Here is an 18,706-nt window from a genome sequence, read left to right on the forward strand (position 1 = left end):
GCTGCATTCCACGCAACCCGGTCCCGATCATCCGGTGAAAGATCTGGCAAGCTGGCCGACGATACTTCTGAGGTATGACCGGAAGGCTGGCATGGAGGCGCGGCACCTGCGGTACGCACTGACCCTCGCCGAGCACGCACACTTCGGCCGGGCAGCCGGCGCGCTGGGCATCGCGCAGCCTCCGCTGTCCAAGCAGATCGCCGACCTCGAACGGGAAGTGGGCACCCGCTTGTTCGATCGCACCCGCCAGGGGGTGTTCCCGACGGCTGCGGGCGCGGCCTTCCTCTCCCGTGCACGCAGGGCGCTCGACGAGATCACGGCAGCCTCGGTCGACGCGGCCAGGGCGGCACGCGGCGAGACGGGCCGGCTGCGCCTGGGGTTCATCGCCTCGGCGCTGCTCGAACCACTGCCGGACGTCCTGGGCCGGTTCGGTCGTGAACGGCCCGAGGTACGGCTGGAACTGCACGAGATGGCGACCAAGCGCAGCACGGCCGCGCTGGTCGCCGGCGAACTGGACGTGGCGATCGGCCTCGGCCGGCCACGGGGCGTCGGAGCCGAGCAACTGGTATCGGTCCCGATCGGACATGACCACCTGGTCGCGGTCGTGAGCAGCACGCACCCGTACGCGGGCCAGTCCTCGGTGGACGTGGAGCAGCTGCGGCGACAGCCGCTGATCGTGGCGCCGGGCGAGGACGAGCCCGCCGTCGTCGCTGGGCTGCGGACCCTGCTGGGCAAGGACTCCCCGGTGCTCTCCAGTGCGACCGTCGCGAGGGACATCCACACCATCATCGGTCTCGCCGCCTGCGGGGTGGGAGTCGGTCTGGGACCCTCCCGCATGCTGACCGCTCCGCGACGGGGCACGTGGTTCTGCGAGGTGACCCCGCGCACGCCTCTGCCCGATCTGATCCTGTCCTTCCGTGCGCGGGACCGTTCCCCGGCACTGAACGCCTTCCTCGACATCATCCGCAAGAACTGCCCCGAGGTCGGTGCCGCGCTCGACCACCGGCTCGGCCCACTCGGCACTGTCGCGCACGGTCTGCCGGCTCGCCGTTCCCCTGGGTGAACTCGGACAGGTAGTGGAGAAGGTCAGTGACAGTGGCGTGGTCGGGGCTTGTCGCGAGGAAAGCTTCGGCTGCCGCTGCCTTGCTGCGGCCGGGTTCCGCTGCGGGCCTGAGGCGTCCGCGCAACCCTCGGCCACGAACTGCTGCCGAAGAACGGTCAAGGCGCCCGCGCCACATCGGAACGCCTGCTCAAGCTTCAGACCGTCACCGAAGCCGACACCGGCAGCTTCACCAGGAAACACCAGCCGGCCGAGCCCCGTGACCAGCAGACCCGTCCCAGCCTCACTCGGATACGGACGTCACGAACCGCTCTCTCAGAAATCGATCACCGACACCGACCCGCAGCAGCTCTGTGTGATCCAGGCGTGGCGGCCGTCCGGCGTCAGCGCGATACGGGTCGGCCCGCCGACGCGGACGGTGTCGGTCACCTTGTTCGTGCTCGTGTCGATCACGGACAGGCTGTCCGAGTATTCGTTGGTCACGTACGCGCGGTGGCCGTCGGGGCTCACCACGACGTCCTTCGGGTGCGAGCCGACGGGGACGGGGCCGCCGGTCGTCTTGCCGGTCGTCGTGTCGACGACGGAAACGGTGCCCATCAGGTCCGTGACGTAGAGCCGGCGTCCGTCGGGTGTCACCGCGAGGCCGTACGTGAAGTTGCCGAGGCGGCCGGGCCGGCCGACGACCTTGTCCGTGGTCGTGTCGATCACGGACACGGAGGTGGGGGTCCCGTAGCCGGAGTTGGCGACGTACACCCGGCGGCCGTCGGGGGACACCACCACGTCGACCGGGTCGCTGCCGACCTTGATCTCGTCGACGACCTTGCCGCTGGCCGTGTCGATCACGGACAGGGAGTCGGAGTAGGCGTTGGCGACGTAGACGCGGCGGCCGTCGGGGGCGACGGCCAGGCCGAACGGACCGTGGCCGACGGGAACATGGCCGACCTCCCTGTTCGTGGCCGTGTCGATCACACTCACCATGGGAAAGACCGTCGAGGGACTGGTGACGTAGGCCCGGCGCCCGTCGGGGCTGACCGCGACGTCCTGCGACTCACCGGTTTGGACGTGGGAAGTTCGCTGCTTCGTGTGCGTATCGAACACCAACAGCCTGCCGAGCCAGCCGCTGGTGACATACGCGTGGCCGCCGTCCGGCGATATCGCGACGCCGTACGGCCTGCCGGTAACGCTGACGGAAGAACGGGGCGAAGGGGGCGGCTCGGTCGACGCCGCGGCGGACGGTTGCATCAACATGCCCACCAGAGCAGGCAGAGCTGCGGCAAGGCCGCACCGGATCCTTGAGCGGGAACTCATGGGCGCCTCCTGCCCCTCTTCCAGGATGCCGCGCCCAGCAGCGCCCGCAAGCGGAGTTCAGCTACGGCCCTACGCCGCCGACGGGTGGGCCGACATCGGGATCACCCCCGTCACCGACCACCAGACCGGCGGCAGCGGGAACCAGGTTCTGTCTCTCTGGTCGGCGGCGTGCCCAGACGAGGATGGCGGCGAGGTGAAGCGATCGCACCACCGCAGCCAACCGCGCCCTCGCCGATCATGACGACCCGATCACCACTGTCCGGCGCGGCCTACGGCAGCTCCAGTACCGACACGACGTCCTCGACGGCTGTCATACCGGCACCGGCCGGCCCGAACCACCATGACGCCGCCACGCTGTGAAGGTCAGTGGGAACCCCTGACCGTGGTGTCTCGGGACCTTGGTCACACGAAGTCCTCGAAGATGGGCTGTTGCGGGATGTCCGCGAGCGGTTCGGGCGGCTGGTCGAAGACGATCCGGTAGTCGCTGACGGCGGTCCGGCTGATGGGCGGCCGGCCGCCGAGCGCGGCGTGCGGCCGCTCGTGGTTGTGGTGATTCACGAACTCCTCGAGTACTACGCGGCGTTCACGCTCGGTCGTGTAGTCGCGCACGCACGCCCACTCGCGGGAGAGCGTCCCGTGGTACCACTCCACCTACCCGTGCGTGCGCGGCGTGTACGGCCTGGTCCGCTTGTGCTTCGTACCGGTCGCGGCGAGCACGTCAGCCCGGGTCGTGGACCGGTGGCACGCGCCGTTGTCGGTGAGGCAGCAGCGGATCGGTGCGATGCCGTGGGCGGCGAAGAAGGCAACCGCCCGGCGCCCCCGAATGCAGGTACGTGTACCCGACCTTGCCGGTGCCGGGACCGGTATGTTCGGAGGCGCGGGCGGACTCGGTGCCGACGCCGCGCAGCCGCTGTAGGCCGGCGGCGAGCCGGCCCGGCCCGTCCTTGGTTCGCCGCCGCAGCGCCACTACCGGGTCAGCGATGTCCTCGGGCGTGCGGGCGGGGCTGATGGTGGGGGCGGGAGGAGTGGTCGAGTGGTCCGTTCTCGACGTGCGCGCGCGAGCGGGCGTAACACTTGGCCAGGCGGCGGCGATCCGGCTTTCCGGATGTCCCCGGCTGGTGGTTCCTGGACTAGGCCGCCGCGTTCACCGGGAGCCCTGGGATCTCAGGGCTCCCACGTGAGCGGCTGTGCTCGGCGTCAGCGTGCGAACTTCTCGATGGCCGCTGGGGTGACGGGGGTGAACAGGTTGACGAGGTTGCCGTCGGGGTCGCGGAACAGCAGCGAACGGTTGCCCCAGGGCATCGTGGTGGGCTTGGTGACGAAGTCGGTGACGAAGCCGGTCAGGTTGTCGTAAACGCTGTCCACGTCGTCGACGAGGAACTCGATGATCACGCTGTGGTTCTCCGCCGGGCGGGCAGAGCCCGGGGCGAACAGCGGGACGGTGCGGGTGCTGCCGATCGCGAGGGTGGCGCCCGCGGTCCTGAGTTCGGCGAAGTCCTCGTTGGCCCACGTCGCCCGCGCCCCTGTGGCGCGCTCGTAGAACTCGACCAGGCGCGCTACGTCGCCGGTGATGATGCGGATCGAGACGAAGTCCATGGGGATCCCCTTGGCTGTGCTGGAGGCGTACGCGTCGCAGGCTAGGAGAAATAGAGGACAGAATCGGTCCTGTATTGGCGTTATGCTGCGAACATGCCTCGACCCACCGGCCGCGTGCTGACACTCCTGGAGCTGCTGCAGTCGGGCGGCACCCGGACTGTGGCCGAGCTCGCCGACCGTCTCGGTGTCGAAGGACGCACCGTGCGGCGGTACGTGGACCAGCTGATCGACCTGGACGTGCCCGTGGAGTCCGTGCGCGGCCGTTACGGCGGGTACCGCCTGGCTCCCGGGTACCGTTTGCCTCCGCTCATGCTCAGCGACGACGAGGCGCTGGCCGTGCTGCTCGGTCTGGTCGCCGGCCGCCGGGCCGGGCTGACGACGACGGAGCGCACGGCGAACGAGACGGCGTCGGCGAAGATCCGGCGTGTGCTGCCCAGACACGTCGCCCGTCGGCTCGACACACTTCTGGAAGCTCTCGCCTTCACGGATCAGCCCGGCGAGTTCGACACCCCGGACGCCGGAATCCTGCTGACCGTCGCCGATGCGGTGCGCCACCGCCGACCGGTCTCGATCCGCTACACCGACCGTGACGGACGGCCCAGCGAACGCACGCTGCACGCGTACGGGATCGTCGCCCATGCGGGCCGGTGGTATGTCACGGGGAAGGACGCCCAGATCGGCGAGGACCGGACCTTCCGGCTCGATCGCATCGCGGACGCGCGGACCCTGCCCGGCTCATTCGAAGCGCCCGTGGGTCCCGCTCCTGCACAGCGCGTGTTGTCCGGATTCGCCACGGCCGGCTACCGGCATGAGGTCACCTTGCGGATCCACGGGACGGTCGAGCAGATCCGCGCCCACCTTCCCGTCAGCGTCGCGAGCCTGGAGGAGCACGAGCCCGTGGCCGGCGAGGGCCGGGCGACCGAGCGCTGGCTGCGCGTCGAGCTGCGGGCGGAGCGGCTCGACTGGTTGCCTCCGGTCCTCGCCTCACTGGACCGGCCGTTCGTCATCGAGCGTCCCGACGAACTCCGCGACCTCGTCATCGCGCTCGCCGATCGCCTCACGTCCTGTGCCCGCCGAGCCTGACGGCGAGGCTTCCTCAGCCTGAACGTCGGCAAGCCGAAGCTGTAGGTGGTCGAGGCGCTGATCAGCGCCATCAGGTCGTCCCTCGCCGACACCGATGCCTGGATCGCCATCACACAGCGAGCCTTCGCGGTGATCCAGGACGCGGTTTCAGGGCCGCCCGAGACAACGACCGTCACGTCAGCCAACCCCGGCAGGGAAGTCGCTGTGTGCCGCTTCGTGGCCCGATGCGGTGGGGGTGCTCAGTGAAGGACGGTGAGCAGGCCCTCGACGCCGCGGCGGAACGCGGCGCCGACGCTGTCGACGCCGTCGAGGTGTGCGCCGCTCATGGCGCCGTCGCGCATCATGACGAAGTGCCGTGCGGCGTGTTCAGGTTTGCCGCGACGCGGTGAGTTCCCGAAGACCTGCGCGAAGAGTTCGGTGAGCGTGGTCGTGTACCAGGCTCGGTGATCGAGGATCACCTGGCGCACCCGGTCTTCGGGGTCGGGGTACTCGGCGGCGGCCTTGAGGAACGCGCAGCCGCGAAACTCCGGCGAGGCCAGGCTGTCCGCGACGCCCGTCCCGATCGCGCGGAGCGCGTCGGCCGGGGACGGTGCGGCCTCGATGGTGGCCTGCACGCCGGCCCGTATGCCGGTGTCGACGCCGCGCAGGTAGGCGATCACGAGGTCCTCTTTCGAGGGGAAGTGCCGGTAGAACGTCGCCCGCGTGGCCGGGGCCTCGGCGAGGATCCGCTCGACCCCGACCGCCCGGATGCCTTCGCGGTAGAACAGCCCGCTGGCCGTGGACAGTAGCCGCTCTCGCGCCTCGGACCGGACAGGCTCTCCCGATGAGCTGCCGTTCGGGTTGTCGGGGGCGGGACGCGTCCGTGTTGCCATGACCCCACCGTAGCAGAAAGAACGATCGGTCTTGCGATCGCCGAAGAGTCGTGTCAAGCTCCGGACGGCAGAGAGAACAGTCTTTCTCCCAGGAGTGCGGCGACCGTCCCGTTGCCCGCTCCACGTCAGCGGACACCACTCCAACGGCTTCCTGCGGAAGGAACAGTCATGGCCACGACCACGATCGCTGCCCCCGTCACCGTCGCGTCGGCGCTTCGCCGGCTCTACTTTGTTCGTTTCGGGTTCGCTCTCATCTGGGCTGTCGTCGTCTTCTTGACCGCGTCGAGCATCGGGCCGGTGAGCGCGACCCTGCTCGTGATCTACCCGCTCTTCGACGTGGGCGCCGCCGTCGTCGATGCCCGCTCCTCCCGAACGAGCCGGTCCGCTCTTGGTCTCTACGCCAACATGGCGATCAGTGTGATCGCCGCCGTCGGTCTGGCCTTCGCGGTCACCTCCGGCATTCCGGCGGTCCTGCGTGTGTGGGGAGCCTGGGCCGTCACAGCCGGCCTCGTCCAGCTCATCGTTGCTCTGCGGCGACGCGACCTCGGAGGCCAGTGGGCGATGATCGCCAGCGGCGGCATCTCCACGCTCGCCGGGATCTCGTTCCTCCGGCAGGCCACCGCCTCCCACTCCTCGCTGAGCAACCTGGCCGGCTACGCCCTGCTCGGCGGCATCTTCTTCCTCGTCTCCGCCCTGCGCCTCGGACACAACGCCCACCGGAACACCGGTGGGAGCAACTGACACCACCGACCACGACACCTGTGCCGACAGCGTGTTGGCCGTCATCTTCACTGGTCGGGAAGAACGTCGTCGACGTCAGACAGGTGTCCTGGACCGGGCCATCTCCTTCCTCGCTACCGGATCACGCAGCCCGCGGCCGCGCAGTCTGGACGAGGGCCGGCAGGAGATGCTCCGCACCGCGTACGAGGTGGTGCGGAGCAGGGCCAGGGGAGCCTGAGGACTACGCGGCTGTTCCCGGCCCGGCTTCCCGCGGGTCCCCGGCCGGCCGGGTCGGCCCGTCATCCGTCACCAGCCGACGCTCCGGCGCAGTGGCGTCCAGCTCCCAGTAGTACAAGCACTCCTCGCAGCGGACCCCGTCGACCAGAACCTCGTCCTCCCCGTTCGGGCAGTCCGTGCCGTCCCCGCGCCCTGGACACGTTTCCCTTGTAGCCCCCATGCGTTCGACCGTGCGCCGCCCGGTGCGTGTCCGTGGAGAGGGCATGCCCAGCGCACAGGCGCTCACCGGCGGCAACACGTCCCAGCACCCGCCAGAAACCCCATCAGCGCCCCGACGCCTCCACCCCCGACGCCCAGCTCGGCAAACCGTGCACGCCGACCCCTGGCATCTCGTCAGGCTGCCGCGATCCGGGCCGGTTCCCCAGTCCACCGCCCTGCGTAACGAACCCCCGACGCGTCGACGACGGCAGTCCGCCGCTCAGCGCGAGCCGGACTTCGACAACCGCAGGAGGGCTCGGCCTCCGCGCTCAGGACACGGCTCTCACGTCTAGGGACTCCGGTACCGGCCACCTTGGGACTCCGGTACCGGCGCGCCTACAGGCCAACGTCTCGAACGCGCATGTCCTCCATCGACTCGCGGCGGACCAGGAGACGTGCGAGGCCGTCGCGTACGGCGACCACGGGCGGGCGGCCGACCAGGTTGTAGCCGGAGGCCATGGAGAGGTGGTAGGCGCCGGCCACGGGTACGGCGAGCAGGTCGCCGGGGCGTACGTCGGCGGGGAGTTCGGCGTCGGCGGCCAGGATGTCGCCTGCCTCGCAGTGCCGGCCCACCACGGTGACCCGCGCCGAGGCCGCGGTGCCGTGCCGGCCGATCAGGCGGGGTGCGTAGCGGACGCCGTACAGGGCCGGGCGGGGGTTGTCGCTCATGCCGCCGTCCACTGCCACGAATACGTTCTCGCCCGAGTGCTTCACGGACAGAACGCGGTACAGGGCGATCCCGGCGGGGCCCACGATCGCGCGTCCCGGCTCGATGACCAGCCGGGGCGCGGGGAGTCCGGCCGAGGCGCAGGCGTCGGCGAGTTCGGTGCGGACCTTGCGGGCCAGTGACGTCAGGTCGAGAGCGTCCTCGCCGGGCCGGTAGGCGATGCCGTGCCCGCCGCCGAGGTCGAGTTCGGGCAGGACCAGGCCGTGCTGTTCGTGCAGGCGGGCCATGAGGCCCACCATGCGGCGCACGGCCGCGAGGTACGGCTTGACGCTGGTGATCTGCGAGCCCAAATGGCAGTGCAGACCGGTGAGTTCGAGCTGCCGCTGGTCGAGGATACGGGCGATGGCGTGCTGGGCGTAGCCGTCCGCGATGGAGAGGCCGAACTTCTGGTCGTCCGTGCCGGTCCGGATCTTCTCGTGACCGCCCGCGCTGATGCCGGGCACCACGCGCACCATGACCTTCTGACTGCCTCTGGGTCCCACGGCGGCGGCCAGCCGGGCGATCTCCGAGGGGCTGTCGATGACGACACGGCCCACGCCCAGGCGGAGAGCCGTCTCGAGATCCCGCGGAGACTTGGCGTTGCCGTGCAGCACCATCCGCTCCGGTGAGAAACCGGCGGTGACCGCGAGCTCCAGCTCGCCGGCCGAGCACACGTCGAGTCCGAGGCCCTCTTCGTCCATCCAGCGGACCATGGCCCGGCACAGGAACGCCTTGGCCGCGTAGAGGACTTCGGCGTCCGGGAAGGCATCCCGGTAGGTGCGGCAGCGGTGGCGCACCTCGGTCTCGTCGAGGACGTAGACCGGGGTGCCGAAGCGGTCGGCGACCTCCGCGAGCGGTACTCCGCCCACGGCCAGGTGGCCGGGACCGGACTCGGTCGTCGAGGCGGGCCACACCGACAGGTCGGCGAGGGCCGCGGGGACGGCGGGTTCATGAACGGTGGTCATCGCGGTGCTCTCCTCTCAGCCGATCCGCTGGGCCGGGGCGACCAGTGCCGCCTTAAGGACGGCCGGCCCGACCGGGGCCGGTGCCGGGGCCGTGAACAGCGGGTCGATCGTGACGCCGGCGACGCCCAGCGGTGCGGTCAGTGCGCGCAGTGCGGGCTCGGCGAGGCGGATCCACGCCTGACCGGCGCCGAGCGTCACGACGAGCCGGCGCTCGGAGGTGAAGCCGACGGCCGTGCGGTCGCCGAGCGGTGTACGGAAGAGGCGGGCCGCACATCCGAACGGGCCCGGCCGGACCGGGACGTACAGGGGTCCGGCCGGGAACCGATTGGAGGGCTCGGGGTCTTCGCCGTACAGGAGTTCTTCCATGGAATACCTCCGGAAGGAGAGCTGAGGTGCCCCGGACGCGGGGAGGCGGACCGGGGCTCGCCATCGACGCTATGCCCGCCGGTGTCCCGCCCCGGCCCCTCCTGACGGAATGCTGACGGTGACCGGGACGACTTTGACGGAGTGCTGACATGCCCGTCCGGCGGCCCCGGCAAGGCCCGTCAGAGGAGCGCCAAGAACTGGCCCGCGGCCTTTTCGAACGCCGTTTCCGCAAGTGGGATGGAAGCCGCTTCGACGAGATCGCCGGCGGGAACGGAACCACCGGCGTGGGGAGAACGGTGAAGAGATGTCCCAGTCCGCCGACGCGCCCTCAGCCGCTCGAATCGCGGTAGGGGTGAGCGGATCTTCGGGCAGCCGTGTCGCCTTGCGCCGGGCCGCCGAGGAGGCCCGGCGTCGCCGAGCCGAGCTCTGGCCGGTGCTGGCCTGGCAGCCGCCCGGAGGGGAACTCGCCGCGCGCCGGTCTCCGGCCCCGGCGATCACGATCGACGAGTGGGAGCGGCTGGCCGGGGAGAGACTGCTCCAAGCCCTGCGCGACGTGTTCGGCAGCACCGGCCTCGGGCTGCCCGGGCAGGCGATCGTCGCCCGGGGCACTCCCGGACGCGCGCTGCTGCGGATCGCCCGCCGGGAGGACGACCTCCTCGTGATCGGCGCCGGACGACGTGGCCGTCTGTACCGCGCGCTCAGGCCGTCGGTCAGCCGCCACTGCATCGCCCGGGCCACCTGCCCCGTCCTCGCGGTACCGCCGTCTCCGCTGGAGTCCGAACTGACGGCCGTGCGTCGCCGTAACGCCTGGCGGCTGCGGCCGGGCACCGAGCACACCCTGGGGGAGCTCGATGTGCCGTTCGAAGCCTGAGCTCTTCAAGAAGGGGGCGTGGCGAGCTGGCGCATCGTCAAGTCCGTGCGTCGATAGGCCGCGACCTCGTCCGTGTTTGATCCACAAGTACTGTGGCATGCGGGAGCGTGTCGCGTGCCGGACGCTCAGTTCTCGCTCGTTTCTCACTATCAGGCGCCAGAGCTGCCGACGACTTCCGCCAACTCGCCGGCGGCCTCGGGGGTCAGACGGTAGAACCCCTGGAGGCTGACCGATCTCTCGAGACGGCCATCCACCACGTGCTTCAGACCGCGGGTCTGACCTCGCCGGTTGCGCCAGGTGAGCCTCGCGAGCAGTTCACCGGGGATGGCCACGTCGAAGCGTACGGGCGTCGAGTCCACATGCACCGCCACGGCGCCGCAGCCGCCGGCGCCGAGCATCGACCAGTCGCCGTGCCCCGGATACGCGGGGTCCTCCCAGGTCGCGGGGGCAGCGCCGCAGCACTCGCGTCGTTCCATGTCGAGCACCCGCAGCTGACTCACCACGAAAACCTCGCGCCGGTTGACATGCAGCGCGTACACCTCGTCCCCAGGACGAGCACCCGTCCACGCGGGCAGGGAGGAGTGAACGCCGCTGAAGGCGACCGGCGGTCGCTCTCCCACGCGACCCGCCTTGCGCAGTGCACGGCACGTGTCATGGGTCCACAAGACGGTGAAGGCATCAGACATGCCGTGATCCTATGAACGGGGACTGACAGCCTCCCGCAGAGGACAGCACTCACGAAGTCGGGGCGGCAAGCCGACCGCCACCTCCGGGCGGCCGGAGACCCGAGGGCGGTTGGAGCAACCCGGCCCGCCCACCGTGCCCTCGGCAACGAGTACGCCGGAAGCCTCGGCGGACTCGTCCAGAGGGATCGGGCGGTCCTCCGTACGGGCCCCCGTACGGATCGATCCGATCGGTGCCCGGCCGGGGGAGTGGTCGTCAGTAGCGGGCGCTGCTGGCCTGCAACAGCGGGGACACCACTGACGGGGTCCCGTCCACGGTGGCTCCGGCGAACTGGAGCATGGGCGCCAGCATCCTGTTGTTCGCGGCCGGGAAGTTCAGTGTGGGAGCGGACACGTCATCCAGCGTGGCGCGCTGGGCCTCGGTGAGGGTCACGTCCAGGGCGTGCAGGTTCGCCTCGAACTGGTCCATGCGGCGCGCGCCGACCAGGGTGGAGGTGATCCCGGGACGGCCCTGCACCCAGGCCAGGGCCACTGCGGCGGGGCTGGCGCCCACGTCGCCGGCAACGGCGTTGAGCGCGTCGATCACGACATAGTCGGCCTCGCTCGGGGCGCCGACCAACTGCGCACGAGCGGTGTCGACCGGGCCTGTGGCTGCGCTGGAGTACTTGCCGGACAGGAACCCGCTCTTCAGCGGCCCCCACGGCATCACGCCCATGCCCAGCGCCTGGGCCATCGGGATCAGCTCTCCTTCGGAGGTGCGTTCGAGCAGGGAGTACTCCAGCTGGAGCGCGACGATCGGGGCCCATCCGCGCAGGCGCGCGATGGTGGCTGCCTCGGCCGTCGCCCACGCCGGCACGTCCGAGAATCCGACGTAGCGGACCTTGCCGTCGCTGATCAGGTCATCCAGTGCGCGGAGGGTCTCCTCGACCGGCGTGGCCGGGTCGAAGTTGTGCAGCCAGTAGATGTCGACGTAGTCGGTCTGCAGACGCCGCAGCGAGTTCTCCAGCTGTTGCACGATCGCCTTACGGCCGGCTCCGCCGCCGTTGGGGTCGTTCTCGTACAGGTTGCCGAAGAACTTGGTGCCGATCACCACCCGGTCACGCACTGCTCGACGGCCGGCGAAGTAGTCGCCGATGATCTTCTCGGAGTGGCCGTTGGTGTAGATGTTGGCGGTGTCGATCGAGTTGCCGCCCCGGTCCAGGTATGCCGCGAGGATGTTCTTGGACTCCTCCGGGCTGCAACCCCAGCCGTGATCCTCGCCGAAGGTCATCGTGCCCAGCGTGAACGGGCTGAGGCGCAGTCCCGAGCGGCCGAGCGTGACGTAGGAATCGAGTGACATGCCCAAGCTCCGAGCTGATAGAGGTGTGAGACGGCACGGAGGCCGCCTCCCTGTGCTCCTCTATTCGAGCCCAAAGCGTTGTGATCGCCTAGAACGATGCGTGCGGACTGTTGCACGATCCGCTCAACCTTGCCCGGATCATGTTGGCCGCGCACACCCTTCCGTGCTCCACTGGCGTGGTGCATCACCTGGACGAACTTCGTGACCGGATCGGACGGCTCGCCGCGGGCAGCCCACGCCCGTTGTGGATCGAGGGGATGACGGTGTTCTCCACCGAGCACGTGACCGAACCGCTGGGCTCGGTCACCGAACCCATGATCGCTCTGGTCGCGCAGGGAGCGAAGCGTGCTGTCCTCAATGACCGCATCTACGACTACCGCACGGGCCAGTACCTCGTCGTGACCGTCGACCTTCCCCTGACCTCACAGATCACCCGCGCCACGCCCGCCGAGCCGTTCGTCGGGTTCGGGCTTCCGTTGCAACCCGCGATCATTGCGCAACTGCTGCTGGAAGCCGGCCCCGTCGCCGTCCGCCCTCACGAAGGTCCAGGCATCGCAACCAGCGACGCCGACGACAAGCTGCTCGACGCTGTCGTCCGGCTGCTGCGCCTGCTGGACGAGCCACGTGACATCCCGGTACTGGCGCCCGGCGTGCGACGCGAGATCCATTGGCGACTGCTGAACGGACCCCAGGCGGCCCTGGTCAGACAGATCGGCCTGGCCGACAGCCGCACGACCCTCGTCACCCGTGCGATCGAGTGGATCAAGGCCCACTACGACGAGGTGATCCGCATCGACGACCTCGCCCACGAAGTCGGCATGAGCGTCTCCTCGCTCAACCGGCACTTCCGTGCGGTGACCGCCATGAGTCCGCTGCAGTACCAGAAACAACTCCGGCTTCAAAAGGCCCGCATCCAGCTCATCGCAGCGCCGCACGACGTGGCCGCGATCGGTCACGCCGTCGGATACGACAGCCCGTCGCAGTTCAGCCGCGAGTACCGGCGCATGTTCGGAGCACCGCCGGGCCAGGACGCAGCACGCCTCCAGAACGCGGTGATAGTCGAGGAGTAGACGCCCGGAGACGCCGCCTCCCGTCGTCGGTGCGGCGCCTTGCCCACCCTCACCGGTCCACGCCCGGCCCCGCGCCGGGTGGGTTGTCGCGGGTGTGCTGCGCTCCCGACACGACGGTCTCGAGTATCCGGGTGAGCTGCTCGCGAAAGCGCAGCGCGTCGTGGGCCCATCGCGGCTCCTGCTCGTAGAGCTGCCGCAGGGTGGGGCTGGGGCGGCTGAGCTGGTAGAGGTAGGCGGCGGCGCTCATGGCGACCGTGAGCACGGTGCGTGCCCCGTCGGGATCGAGCCCCGCTTCGGTCGCCACCAGAGCGTCGGTCATCTCGTCGTACGCCTCGGTGGCCGCCGTCTTGTAGCTGCGCGCCCGGTCGAGGCGTACCGCGCCTTCGAGGCTGAGCACGACGTGGGTGAGCAGATCGCAGAACAGCGGCAGCCGCTCCAGCGAGGCCGCGACCGCCTGGGCGACCTCGCGGGCGCTCCGCGGCGAGGTCTCGGCCAGGGCGTCGAGGAGACCGGCGCACCACTGGCCCCAGCCGTGCTCGGCGAGTTCGAGCAGCAGTTCCTCGCGCGACTCGAAGTAGCGGCGCAGCGCGGAGGGGTGCAGCCCGATGTGGGTGGTGACCGCGGTGAGTGTCACCTCTCGCACGCCGTGCGCCAGGCCGAGTTCGGTGGCGGCGGTGAGGAGCGCGTGCCGTCGTTCCTGCTTCGCCTCGGCGGACCGTGCTCGTCGTCGGATCTCTTCCACGGGACCAGGTTAACGCAAGCCCTTTGACATATCGCCGTCCTCCTGTTCAACTGATAACGCATGCTTATTGCGTTACAGGAGGACATCATGAGTTCGGTCTTTTTCGTCACCGGGGCCTCGCGCGGTCTGGGACGGGCGATCGTCGAGGAGGCCCTGGGTGCCGGGCACCGTGTCGTCGCGACCGCCCGCCGCGTCGGCGCGCTCGACGACCTGGTCGCCAGGTACGGCGAGAGCGTCCACGTCGAGCCTCTCGACGTCACCGACGCCGCCGCGGCGCAGGCCGCCGTGGAGAACGGACACGCCGCCTTCGGCCGCCTCGACGTCGTCGTCAACAACGCCGGCCAAGGCGACCGGGTCGCGCTGGAGGACACCACCTTGGAGGTGTTCCGGCGGCAGGTGGAGACCAACTTCTTCGGCACGGTCCACGTGACCAAGGCCGCCGTCCCCCTGCTGCGCCGGCAGGGCGGCGGACGGATCATCCAGATCTCCTCACTGGGCGGCCGGATCGGCAGCCCGGGGATGACGGCGTACCAGTCCGCGAAGTGGGCCGTCGGCGGCTTCAGCGAGGCCCTGGCCGCCGAGGTCGCACCGCTGGGCATCAAGGTCACCGTTCTGGAACCCGGAGGAATGCGGACGGAGTGGGCCGGCGCCTCCATGCAGACCCCGCCGGTCAGCGAGCCCTACGCACAGTCGGTCGGAGCTTCGGCCCGCGCGATGGAGGGCTTCGAGAAGATCGCCAACGGCGACCCGGTCAAGGTGGCGCGCCTCGTCCTGGAGGTCGCCGAACTGGAGGAGCCGCCGCTGCGGCTGCTCGCCGGCAGTGACGCCTTCGAGTTCGGGCGCGCGGCGTGGCGCCGACGCCTGGAAACCGACGAGCGCTGGGAGGCGCTCAGCCGCAGCACCGACGTCGACGGGTCGGACACCACGTGGCGCGACCAGCGGGGCACGAGCGTGCCCGACCTGAACGCCTGAACGCCTGACCGCCTGACCGCCGAGGCCTGGGCCGCTGCCGCCCGGGGGCCGACCCGGGACTCACCGCGCCTGATGCGACCGCGCACGGCCGTGCCCGCCCTGCCTTTCGACTCCATGGGCCACGACCCGCTCCCCGTTTGACCACCGCGGTCACCGTCCGAGTGGATCTCGTGGCTTGTCGGGCAGCACGTCCGCAGTGCAAGCCAAGTCTGCCGACGGGAGGGGGCGGTGACCATCGACTCGACCTCCTGCCGGGCGCATCAGCACGCGGCCGGGGCGCCGTGCAAGCCTCCGGCCGGCTGGCCGTAAACAGGGGCGGGACGTGTGAGGAGGACGGCGGGTGCGAGGCTGTGGGGCGCTCGCGGGGCGGGGTGACCAGCAAGGCCCGTCTGCTGTCCGACGACCGGGCCCGCCCGCTGACCTGGCAGACCTCGCCCGGCCAACGGGGTGACAGTCCCATGTTCGGACCCGTGCTGTCCGGCTCACGCATCCGGCGGCGTGGTCCGGGTCGGCCGCGCAGCCGACCGGACCGGAGGCGCGGCGACAAGGCGTACTCAGCCCGCGACAACCGCGCCTGTCCACGGCGGCGCGGGATCTAGGCCACGATCGCGCAGCCCGATGACCAGCGGGCCCACCGCAAGCGGCGGGGAGGGGCTAACGGCACCCCCAGCGCGACGCGGGCACCGCACTCAAGCTCGTACCCTCCCGGTCGGCCATGGGCACGGTCGGCGGCCTCGACACGCCCGCAGTTGCGGACCCTGACGTGGCACCGAGGGTCCGCGTCCGATGGGTCCAAACACGACCCCCACCGTCCGGTCCTCCGGCAGACCCGGCGGCCACGGACCGGCCGGCCCGGTGGAGCGGGAGTCGTTGGGGCTCCGCGGAGCACCGGTCGAACCGGGTCTTGTGATGACAACGCGGTGGCCGCGCGCCCGCCTCATCCGCAGAGGCTGGATCCCGCCTCATCCGCAGAGGCTGGAGTCCGCCTCATCCGCAGAGTCTGGATCAGCGGCGGTTGCTCCGGCGCGTGCCACGGATGAGCCGCTGTGCCACCAGGTGTCCCGAGCCACCGCCGAGCCCGGGGCCGGGGTGGGTGGAGGCGCCGATGTGCCACAGGCCGGGCACGGGGGTGGCGTGCCGGGAGGCGCCGGGCACCGGGCGCCACAGCAGGTTCTGGTCGAGTTCGGCCGAGCCGCCGTATGGGTCGCCGGCCACAGCGTTCGGGTTGTACGCGGCCAGGTCCGGCGGTGTGATGGCGTCCCACGCGAGCACCTTGTCCGGCAGATCCGGCGCATGGCGGGCGATCCGCGCGAGGACCCGGCGGACGTACCCCTCGGTCAGCTCCCAGGTCCAGCGGCCTGCCGCGTCCAGCTCGCCGGCCGCGTCGCCGATCGGCTCGTACGGCAGTTCCTGGAGCTGGATCCACAGGGCGGCCGCGCCTTCCGGCACGCGCGGCGGGTCGAGGACGTACTGCTGACCGACGACCACCGTGGGCCTGCGCGGCAGCAGACCCGCCTCGGCCTCCGCGCACGCGATCGCGGTGCTCGCCGACCCGTCGCTCAGGTGGAGCAGGGGCACGTCGGCCAGGCGTTCGTCGTGCCAGCTGAGCGGGGCGGAGAGGGCGACGTGGAGCTGCATCGCGGAGCGTCCGTAGCGGAAGTACCGGGCCCGTTCGCGTACAGCGTGCGGGACCGGGGCGTCCGGCGGCAGCAGCCGGCCGTACAGCGCCGTCGGGGTCACGGAGGCCAGGACGGCGTGGCGGGCCCGGATGGTCCCGCCGTCGGCGACCACGCCCGTGACCCTGCCGTCCGTGAGGATCAGTCGCTCCACCGGCTGCCCGGTGCGGATGTCCACACCGAGTTCGCCGAGCAGCCTCTCGAAGGCGCGGACGAAGAGGTGGGCGCCGCCCGCCACGACAGGCACCCCGAAACCGTGCAGCGCGGCGGCGATGGCGGGCAGCATCAGGCCGCCCGAGGCGTGGTCCGGGGACAGTCCGGCATGCAGCAGCCACGGCGCCCACAGCGCGTCCGGCTCGTCGCCGCGGAAGGCGCTGCGGCAATACGAGCGGCCGCTGGTGACGGTGGCCCGCAGCCATGCCTCGGTACCGTCGAAACGCTCGCGGCGCAGCAGTCTCACGACGTGTCGGAGCACGCGCGGTGAGCGCAGCTCGTCGCCCAGCATGCCGCCCACGGCGTCGATGTTGTCGAGGAACCGCTGCAGCATGGCGAGGTAGGCGGCCCGGTCCTCCGCGTGGCCGAATGTCTCCGCCGTGGCCGCGGGGTCGCGGTGGGCGAGGACCACGCGGCCGTCGTCGGTGACGGTGCCCGTCACGAGGCCGTCGGTGTTGCGGTACTCCAGACCGTGGCGGCGCAGGTCCTCGCCGAGCGCGGCATAGGCCCGGCCGGACACGAAGAGCGGGTGCCACGAGGAGTAGGTGTCGTGCAGGTAGCCGGGCAGGGTCCGCTCCTCGGTGGCGATGAAGCCGCCCAGCCGGCGGCTCCCTTCGAGGAGCGCCACCGACCAGCCGCCCTTGGCCAGCTCGGCGGCGGCGACCAGGCCGTTCACACCGGAACCGACGACGACGGCGTCGACCGTACCTGTCATCTCATCAGCCTCCTCGATCCCTGGACCGTGGCCGCGGGAGGTCCCGCGGGAGCCGGTCACTCGGCCGCCGGGTGGGGCGCGGCCCTGCCTCCCACCCACCTTCCTCCCGGGAACCGGGCACTTCCAAAGGGAGCAGCCACCCGTAGGCGCGTGTCGGGGTCCCGGGTACGGCGTCGCCGGGCCGGCGCCGCTCAGTCGACGGCCCGGCCCGCGAGGTGCCGAAGCGGACTTCAACCGGCTGCGAGGAGCGGATCCATCCGAGCCGCACCATGTGGTCGAAGTCGGCACGGCGCGATTCCAGCGGCTTCCCGGATTCCGGCGCGCACGCGGTCGTGGACCGGTCACGCCGTCGATGACATAGGGCGGATTCGCGAGGGGTTCCCACCTCGACCGCATCGACGTACGGGACCGTCGTCCCGCGAGACGGCCGGGATGCCGTTGTCCCGGAGGATGTCGCGGGCGGCGGCCGGATCGCGGAGCCGGTCGCGGACGTCCTCGATCCGGTCGGCGGCGGGTGGGACCGGGGAGCCGTCCCGGCCGGTGGGGGGTGCAGGCAGCCACACGTCGTTTGGTTGCGGTGATCGCCAAGGCTGTCATCGCCGCCTGTCGCGACCGGCGGCGGGTGCAGTGACCCATTACAAGGGGCGCGTACTTTTATAGGTGACACCGCTGGTCAAGCGGCACGCCCGGCCGCCGTATCCGCCGGCATGCGGTCAGCGCTTGATTTCGCCGCCGTGGAAGCGGACATGCGCGTCAGCCACCTACAACACCGCACGCGGCCTGAGAGGGGTTCCGCCCCTGTTCACGGCGCGCAGGCTCAGCGCCCCACGTCCATCTTCGACCCGTCCTCGCCGTGCGGTTGGAGCTCGACCTGAATGCGGTGCGTGTTGTCGCGGGAGAGCGTGCCGCCGGCCTCCGCGGTGACGACCCCGATCCGCAGGCCCGCCCGGCCCCGGCCCTCGCGGCGCACCTGCACGGTGAACTCGAGGCTGACCTTCTCGACGCCGAACCTGATCGGGCTGCCGGCGCCCCGACGCTGGGCGTCCTCCAACTCCTCCCGTATCCGGCTGATCACGTCGGCCAGGCCGGCCGTGTACGGGTCGTCCGCCCCATGCTCCATCGTTTACGGTCCGCCCATCCGTCAGAGGGGTCAATATCGGGCTTCGCTTCTATACTACGTATGCATGGGGGACGGGGGCGTTGTCTTACAGAGAACCGACGGATCGTCAGGCGAGGCGATTTGGAGGGTGCGTT

General features: G+C 70.7%; 17 protein-coding genes. 6 read left to right on the forward strand and 11 right to left on the reverse strand.

All coding sequences use genetic code 11. The features are described 5' to 3' along the window. Positions 1 to 91 precede the first annotated feature (91 nt). Positions 92 to 1,063, forward strand: a complete 972-nt coding sequence (locus LG395_RS31665) for a LysR family transcriptional regulator (RefSeq protein WP_225812110.1) — start codon at positions 92 to 94, stop codon at positions 1,061 to 1,063. A 312-nt stretch (positions 1,064 to 1,375) separates the two neighbouring features. Here the strand turns inward: LG395_RS31665 and LG395_RS31670 are convergent, their stop codons facing one another. The 3 genes from LG395_RS31670 to LG395_RS31680 form a co-directional block, all read right to left on the reverse strand. Beyond that, on the reverse strand, positions 1,376 to 2,368 hold the full coding sequence (locus LG395_RS31670) for a YncE family protein (protein ID WP_308071448.1): 993 nt from the start codon (positions 2,366 to 2,368) through the stop codon (positions 1,376 to 1,378). Between the two features lie 402 nt (positions 2,369 to 2,770). Next, positions 2,771 to 3,019: an integrase core domain-containing protein gene (locus LG395_RS31675; RefSeq protein ID WP_225812111.1), complete on the reverse strand. Its 249-nt coding sequence runs from the start codon at positions 3,017 to 3,019 to the stop codon at positions 2,771 to 2,773. 546 nt (positions 3,020 to 3,565) lie between these two features. Next, positions 3,566 to 3,964 (reverse strand): VOC family protein, encoded by a 399-nt coding sequence (locus LG395_RS31680; RefSeq protein ID WP_225812112.1) that lies wholly within the window; start codon positions 3,962 to 3,964, stop codon positions 3,566 to 3,568. A gap of 93 nt (positions 3,965 to 4,057) precedes the next feature. Here LG395_RS31680 and LG395_RS31685 point away from each other — a divergent pair, with 93 nt between their 5' ends. Then, positions 4,058 to 5,047: a helix-turn-helix transcriptional regulator gene (locus tag LG395_RS31685; protein WP_225812113.1), complete on the forward strand. Its 990-nt coding sequence runs from the start codon at positions 4,058 to 4,060 to the stop codon at positions 5,045 to 5,047. Positions 5,048 to 5,286: 239 nt separating this feature from the next. Here LG395_RS31685 and LG395_RS31690 read toward each other — a convergent pair whose 3' ends face one another. Further along, positions 5,287 to 5,919 carry a TetR/AcrR family transcriptional regulator gene (locus LG395_RS31690; RefSeq protein ID WP_308071460.1) on the reverse strand — a complete coding sequence of 211 codons (633 nt, stop codon included), beginning with the start codon at positions 5,917 to 5,919 and terminating at the stop codon, positions 5,287 to 5,289. 168 nt (positions 5,920 to 6,087) lie between these two features. Between LG395_RS31690 and LG395_RS31695 the strand changes: the two genes are divergently transcribed. After that, positions 6,088 to 6,660: a hypothetical protein gene (locus tag LG395_RS31695; protein ID WP_225812115.1), complete on the forward strand. Its 573-nt coding sequence runs from the start codon at positions 6,088 to 6,090 to the stop codon at positions 6,658 to 6,660. An 810-nt stretch (positions 6,661 to 7,470) separates the two neighbouring features. On the opposite strand, the gene lysA is transcribed toward LG395_RS31695, so the two are convergent. Both lysA and LG395_RS31705 read right to left on the reverse strand, forming a co-directional pair. Then, entirely contained in the window at positions 7,471 to 8,805 is a 1,335-nt protein-coding gene (lysA, locus tag LG395_RS31700; RefSeq protein ID WP_225812116.1) for a diaminopimelate decarboxylase, read from the reverse strand. Between the two features lie 15 nt (positions 8,806 to 8,820). Continuing rightward, positions 8,821 to 9,171: an SAV_915 family protein gene (locus tag LG395_RS31705; RefSeq protein ID WP_225812117.1), complete on the reverse strand. Its 351-nt coding sequence runs from the start codon at positions 9,169 to 9,171 to the stop codon at positions 8,821 to 8,823. Positions 9,172 to 9,475: 304 nt separating this feature from the next. Between LG395_RS31705 and LG395_RS31710 the strand changes: the two genes are divergently transcribed. Then, the gene (locus tag LG395_RS31710; protein WP_225812118.1) at positions 9,476 to 10,042 is read left to right on the forward strand and encodes a universal stress protein; all 567 of its coding nucleotides are present in this window, start codon (positions 9,476 to 9,478) and stop codon (positions 10,040 to 10,042) included. Between the two features lie 149 nt (positions 10,043 to 10,191). Here LG395_RS31710 and LG395_RS31715 read toward each other — a convergent pair whose 3' ends face one another. Together LG395_RS31715 and LG395_RS31720 are read right to left on the reverse strand one after the other, a co-directional pair. Further along, a complete protein-coding gene (locus LG395_RS31715) occupies positions 10,192 to 10,728 on the reverse strand; it encodes a hypothetical protein (RefSeq protein WP_225812119.1) in 537 nt (178 codons plus the stop codon). Positions 10,729 to 10,981: 253 nt separating this feature from the next. Then, the gene (locus LG395_RS31720) at positions 10,982 to 12,064 is read right to left on the reverse strand and encodes an aldo/keto reductase (RefSeq protein WP_225812120.1); all 1,083 of its coding nucleotides are present in this window, start codon (positions 12,062 to 12,064) and stop codon (positions 10,982 to 10,984) included. A gap of 257 nt (positions 12,065 to 12,321) precedes the next feature. On the opposite strand from LG395_RS31720, the gene LG395_RS31725 reads away from it, so the two are divergent. Beyond that, positions 12,322 to 13,134, forward strand: a complete 813-nt coding sequence (locus LG395_RS31725) for an AraC family transcriptional regulator (RefSeq protein WP_225812248.1) — start codon at positions 12,322 to 12,324, stop codon at positions 13,132 to 13,134. A 49-nt stretch (positions 13,135 to 13,183) separates the two neighbouring features. On the opposite strand, the gene LG395_RS41525 is transcribed toward LG395_RS31725, so the two are convergent. Beyond that, positions 13,184 to 13,876: a TetR/AcrR family transcriptional regulator gene (locus LG395_RS41525; RefSeq protein ID WP_225812121.1), complete on the reverse strand. Its 693-nt coding sequence runs from the start codon at positions 13,874 to 13,876 to the stop codon at positions 13,184 to 13,186. A gap of 87 nt (positions 13,877 to 13,963) precedes the next feature. On the opposite strand from LG395_RS41525, the gene LG395_RS31735 reads away from it, so the two are divergent. Beyond that, on the forward strand, positions 13,964 to 14,848 hold the full coding sequence (locus tag LG395_RS31735; RefSeq protein WP_225812122.1) for an SDR family NAD(P)-dependent oxidoreductase: 885 nt from the start codon (positions 13,964 to 13,966) through the stop codon (positions 14,846 to 14,848). Positions 14,849 to 15,853: 1,005 nt separating this feature from the next. Here the strand turns inward: LG395_RS31735 and LG395_RS31740 are convergent. Both LG395_RS31740 and LG395_RS31745 read right to left on the reverse strand, forming a co-directional pair. Next, positions 15,854 to 17,452, reverse strand: a complete 1,599-nt coding sequence (locus LG395_RS31740; RefSeq protein ID WP_225812123.1) for a phytoene desaturase family protein — start codon at positions 17,450 to 17,452, stop codon at positions 15,854 to 15,856. Positions 17,453 to 18,269: 817 nt separating this feature from the next. After that, the gene (locus tag LG395_RS31745; protein WP_225812124.1) at positions 18,270 to 18,572 is read right to left on the reverse strand and encodes a trypco2 family protein; all 303 of its coding nucleotides are present in this window, start codon (positions 18,570 to 18,572) and stop codon (positions 18,270 to 18,272) included. Between the last annotated feature and the right edge of the window lie 134 nt (positions 18,573 to 18,706).

The organism is Streptomyces spinosus (assembly GCF_020400655.1).
In the GTDB taxonomy this organism is placed as follows: domain Bacteria; phylum Actinomycetota; class Actinomycetes; order Streptomycetales; family Streptomycetaceae; genus Streptomyces; species Streptomyces argyrophylli.